This is a genomic window from Catenibacterium sp. UBA627, from assembly GCF_002299355.1.
GTDB classification, from domain to species: Bacteria; Bacillota_I; Bacilli_A; order Erysipelotrichales; family Coprobacillaceae; genus Catenibacterium; species Catenibacterium mitsuoka.
Genome location: NZ_DBPF01000051.1, coordinates 12016 through 17383 on the forward strand (window position 1 = coordinate 12016; position 5368 = coordinate 17383).

A 5368-nucleotide genomic window follows, 5' to 3' on the forward strand; every position below is an offset into this window, starting at 1 on the left:
GATGAAGGGTATGATTTTTATGCACCACAAACATTTGTGGATGCTCAAGGAAGACGTATTATGCTTGCCTGGATGTCACGTTTTAGTGATGCGCAAGAAGCAGAATTCGCTAAGGATGGACATATTCATTGTTTAACAATGCCTCGTGAATTATCTGTAAAAAAAGGAAAATTGATACAGTCACCTGTAAGGGAGATGTATGAATTATGCCATGAAATTCCTTATACGAATCATATGAAAATACAAAGACAGGCGATGATAGAAATCAGTCCCTTGGAACATATGTCTTTTTCAATCAATAAGGAATTAAGCATTCACTTTGATGAAGGGATAAGTATTGAACGCTATGATTGGGCAGAACAGATATATCAAAAGAAATCATGGCCTATAAAAATCAATCATATGGAAATATGGCTGGATACATCAAGTGTAGAAATATTTGCGAATAACGGAGAGTTTGTTTATTCTGCACGTCTTGATCCACAGGCTGAAGACTTACTTCTTGCAAGTAGTAAAGAACCACAAAATATCAACGTATACAGATTGGAGATTAAAAATGATTACAATAAATAATAGTATAATTCATCTTAGAAATACACATATTAGTTATATATTAGAAGTATTAGATCAAAAGTACATTTTACAAAGATATATAGGGAAACCACTTCGTCATTATCATAACAATCCAATGACTTACTACAAACGTGGCTACAATACTGAACATGATGTCAGTATCGAAAATGCATCTTTTGATGATCTTCCTTTTCTCTATCCACAATTAGGTCATGGAGATTATCGCATACCTGCCATTGAAGTAGAAGCACACCATCAACGTTATTGTGAATTATTGTTGAAGGAAGTGCATGTGCTAGATGAAAAGAAGACTCTTCCAGGCTTACCTTCACTTAAAAGTCATGGCAGAAGTGAGACACTAGAAGTAGTCTATGAAGATAAGCATATTGGCTTAGAAGTTAGTCAATATATCACTATTTATGAGGATTTAGGAGTTCTTTCATTTTCAGCTTCTTTTAGAAGCTGTAAAGAAGATCTTATTCTTTATAATACACAATCTGTTTCTTTAGAACTTCCATCACAGGATTATCAAGTGATGACAATGTATGGCTTACATGCAAAAGAAGGCAATATTCAGCTATCTGCACTTAATACAGGTATATTTCAAATAGAAAGTACAAGAGGCAGCAGTAGTCCACAAATGCATCCATTTGCGGCATTAATATCAGGTTCTGATATATATGCAATGCATTTTATTTATAGTGGAAATTATTGTTGCAAGATACAAAAGGATTCATTTGGAAAAGTGCGTATGCAGATGGGTTTACATCCTTCTATGAATAATTGGCACTTACATAAAGGAGAAGAATTCTATACACCTGAAGTTGTCGTGAATTATAGTAATACAGGTTTAGAAGGAATGAGAATGAACTTCCATAAACTTTATCGTCATCACTTATTACCACAATCACAGGAATTACCTCCTGTATTATTAAATACCTGGGAAGCTATGTATTATGATGTGTCTTTAGAAAAGATTGAAGAACAGGCCAAATGTGCGAGTGAACTAGGTATTGAATTATTTGTGTTAGATGATGGCTGGTTTAGAAAAGAAAATAATAGTCGTAATTCTATGGGAGACTGGAAATGTAATACAAGCAAACTTCCAGGTGGTATACAAAAAGCTGCTGAACTTGTTAAATCATATGGTTTGAAGTTTGGCTTATGGTTTGAACCAGAAGCAATTAGTAAAAACAGTGATTTATATATACAACATCCAGATTATGCATTATCAGTAGATGGATATGAACCTACTTTAGGTCGTCATGAATATCTTCTTGATTTATCTAGAGAAGATGTCCAGAATTATTTAATTCATATGCTTGATTCTTATCTTTCTACAGGACTTATTGATTATATCAAATGGGATATGAATAGACCGATGAGTGATGTATGTTCTCATATCTCTAAGTATAGTACAGAAGTGGCTCATAGATATATGCTTGGTCTTTATCATGTGCTTGATGTGATTACGTCTCGTTATCCAGATGTTCTTTTTGAAGGATGTTCAAGTGGAGGTGCACGTTTTGATCCAGGTATCTTATGTTATATGCAGCAGAACTGGGCCAGTGATAATACGGATGCACTCGATCGCAGTGTGATTCAAGATAGTTTTAGTCTGCTTTATCCACAATCAGTGATAGGTGCACATATCAGTGCTGTTCCTAATCACCAGACTGGGCGTATTACATCCTTAGAGACACGTTATGATATCGCAAAACTATTTAATTTAGGTTATGAACTTGATCTTACAAAGTGTACAGATGATGAATTAGATGATATTAAGAAGCAGATTCAGGAATATAAAACAATAAGAAAAGAAACACTCAACGGTGAATTACATGCCATTGAATGTGATGAAAATCATTTAGGCTGGGAAGTAGTCAGTCTTGATAGAAAGACTGTTTATGTTGTCATAATGACTCGTTTTTATAATCCTCTGACTGCTCAGAAGTACTTTAAGTTAACATACTTAGATGAAGATTCTGATTATTTAGAATGTCATACACAAGAAATCTATGGTGGAGATGAGCTGCAGCATATGGGCTTATGTGTACCTTTAGAACATGGTGATTTTAAAACTTACACATTTATACTAAAAAAAATATAAACGGTTAGAAAAAGCCATATTTATATTATGTTATTCCATTCAATTAATGCGCTTTACGAGGTATAAATATAATCAGTAAAGCGCTTAACAAATTAAAAAGGAAAGGTTAGAAAAATGAACGATAAAGAACTTGCATTAAAGATTATTGAATTAACTGGTTCAAAAGAAAACATTAGTTCAGTAAGACATTGCGCAACAAGATTGCGTTTAGTAGTAAAAAACAAAGATAAAATCAATGTAAAAGCAATTGAATCTTTAGATAAGGTAAAAGGATCATTCTTCAATTCAGGACAGTATCAGATTATTCTAGGGACAGGTTTAGTAAATCGTGTCTATGATGAAGTAATCAAGGTGACTGGAGAAGAAGGTAATAACAACCATGAAAAAATAGTATATGGAAATAAATTCCAAAGAGCTATTAGAACATTCTCTGATGTCTTTGTACCAATTATTCCTGTACTTGTTGCAACAGGTTTATTCATGGGTCTAAGAGGCTTATTGACTCAAGAAGCTATCTTGCATCTTTTTGGTTTAACAACTAAGAGTGTTCCTACAAACTTACTTACATTTACACAGGTATTAACGGATACCGCATTCGCATTCCTTCCTGCACTTGTATGCTGGTCAACATTTAAAAACTTTGGTGGCAGTCCTGTAATTGGAATTGTATTAGGTTTAATGCTTGTAAGTCCTGGTCTTCCAAGTGCATATGATGTTGGTTCTGGTGCTGCAAAACCATTGATGTTCTTCAATTTCTTAAAGGTATCTGGTTATCAGGGTTCTGTATTACCTGCCTTTGTGACAGGTATTCTTGGTGCCAATATGGAGAAATGGTTAAGAAAACGTATTCCAGATGCATTAGATCTTATTCTTACTCCATTTCTTACATTACTTATTGGTATGACAGTTGCATTATTTGCGATTGGTCCAGTTCTTCATACAGTTGAAACAGGTGTATTATTTGTAGTTGAAAAATTATTGCAGTTACCTTTAGGTCTTGGTGGTTTATTATACGGAAGCTTTGGACAGTTACTTGGTATCTTTGGTATTCATCATATCTTAAACTTCTTAGAAATCAGTATGTTAGCCAATGATGGCTGGAACTATTTAAACCCAGTTGGTACTTGTGGAAACATTGCGCAGGCAGGTGCTGTATTAGCTATCGCAATTAAAGTTCATGATCAGAAAATGAAACAGGTTGCTTATCCATCTGCTTTATCTGCTGCATTAGGTATTACTGAACCTGCAGTATTTGGTGTCAACCTTCGTTTAGTAAAACCATTTATCGCTGCAATGATTGGTGGAGGTGTTGGTGGATTCCTTGCTTCTATCTTCCATCTTAAAGCAACAGGTATGGGTATTACAGGTATTCCTGGTACATTACTTTACTTAAATGAACAGCTACCATTCTATATTCTTGTTAACTTAGTCGCATTTGCGGTGGCTTTCTCTATTACATGGTTATTCTGTGTTCCTAAGGCAGAAAAAGAAGAAGTTGTAGAACCAAAAGAAGAAAAAGAAGTTTCTAGTGAATCCTTATTTGCGATTGCATCAGGAGATGCGATTGAAATGAGTGCAATCAAGGATCCTATGTTTGCAGAAGGTATTATGGGACCATGTGCAGCTATTGAACCAGCTGATGGTAAGATCTATGCTCCTGCAGATGGTACAATCAGCTTTATCAGTGAATCAGAACATGCAATTGGAATCATCACAAATGAAGGTGCAGAACTTCTTCTACATTTAGGTATTGATACAGTAAAAATTACCGATGAAAAAGTATTTGATACAAAAGTCACAATGGGACAGAAAGTCAAAAAGGGTGACCTTCTCACTGTAATGGACTTAGATGGAGTAGAAAGACATCAGTGCCAGAAAACAGTAATTACGATTGTTACTAACTATAACAGCTATACTGATATTGCTCAGGTGAAAACAGGTTCAATTACGTCTGATGATATTATTATGGAGTTATCACTTTAGTCAGTTCTTTGAACTGACTTTTTTGGAGAATAATATGAAAACAATTGTCAGTGATCTAGATGGCACATTACTTAATAGTTATGGAGTAGTAGATCCCTTCACTAAAGAAGTATTGAATATATCACCTATCTATAGAATTATTGCGACAGGACGTAGTTACAAGACAGCTTCTCCTTTGTTGAAGGGAGTAGATATAGATTATTGTGTATTATTGAATGGTGCGGAATGTCGAAATAGTCAGGGAGATATTCTCTATAAAGAGAATATCGATTTGAAGATTGCACATACTATTATGAATGGCTTATTAGAACATCATATGGATTTTGAAATTAATACGGAAGAAGGAGATTATTCTACTGATACTGTATTTTGTGATACTACAACACAACTTTCAGAACAACATCTTCAAGATTATAAAGAAATTAGAAAGATATTTGTATTTGTGCATGACGAACAGAAAATCAATCAAATCAAATACTGGCTTGATCAAATAGAAGGAATTAATGTAACCTCATCATCCTGGTGGAATATTGAAGTTACATCAATGAATGCGAATAAAGCACTTATGGTAAAAAGAGTGATAGAAACACTTCATACTTCTGATGATGTTTATGTATTTGGTGATGGTTATAATGATCTGAGTCTTTTTAAAGACTATAAGCATACACGAGCTATGAGTAATGGTGTGAATGCACTGAAACA

4 protein-coding genes are annotated in these 5368 nt (G+C 34.2%); all 4 read left to right on the forward strand.

Translation table 11 applies throughout. From position 1 onward, the window contains the following. The coding region (locus tag B2S90_RS03680; protein WP_286696555.1) for a GH32 C-terminal domain-containing protein at nt 1-573 on the forward strand (573 nt) is incomplete at its 5' end. Further along, a complete protein-coding gene (locus B2S90_RS03685; protein ID WP_286696556.1) occupies nt 557-2683 on the forward strand; it encodes an alpha-galactosidase in 2127 nt (708 codons plus the stop codon). The genes B2S90_RS03680 and B2S90_RS03685, both read left to right, overlap by 17 nt. Nucleotides 2684-2797: 114 nt before the next feature. Further along, nucleotides 2798-4666 (forward strand): sucrose-specific PTS transporter subunit IIBC, encoded by a 1869-nt coding sequence (locus tag B2S90_RS03690; RefSeq protein ID WP_286696557.1) that lies wholly within the window; start codon nt 2798-2800, stop codon nt 4664-4666. A 34-nt stretch (nt 4667-4700) separates the two neighbouring features. After that, the coding region (locus B2S90_RS03695; protein WP_286696558.1) for an HAD-IIB family hydrolase at nt 4701-5368 on the forward strand (668 nt) is incomplete at its 3' end.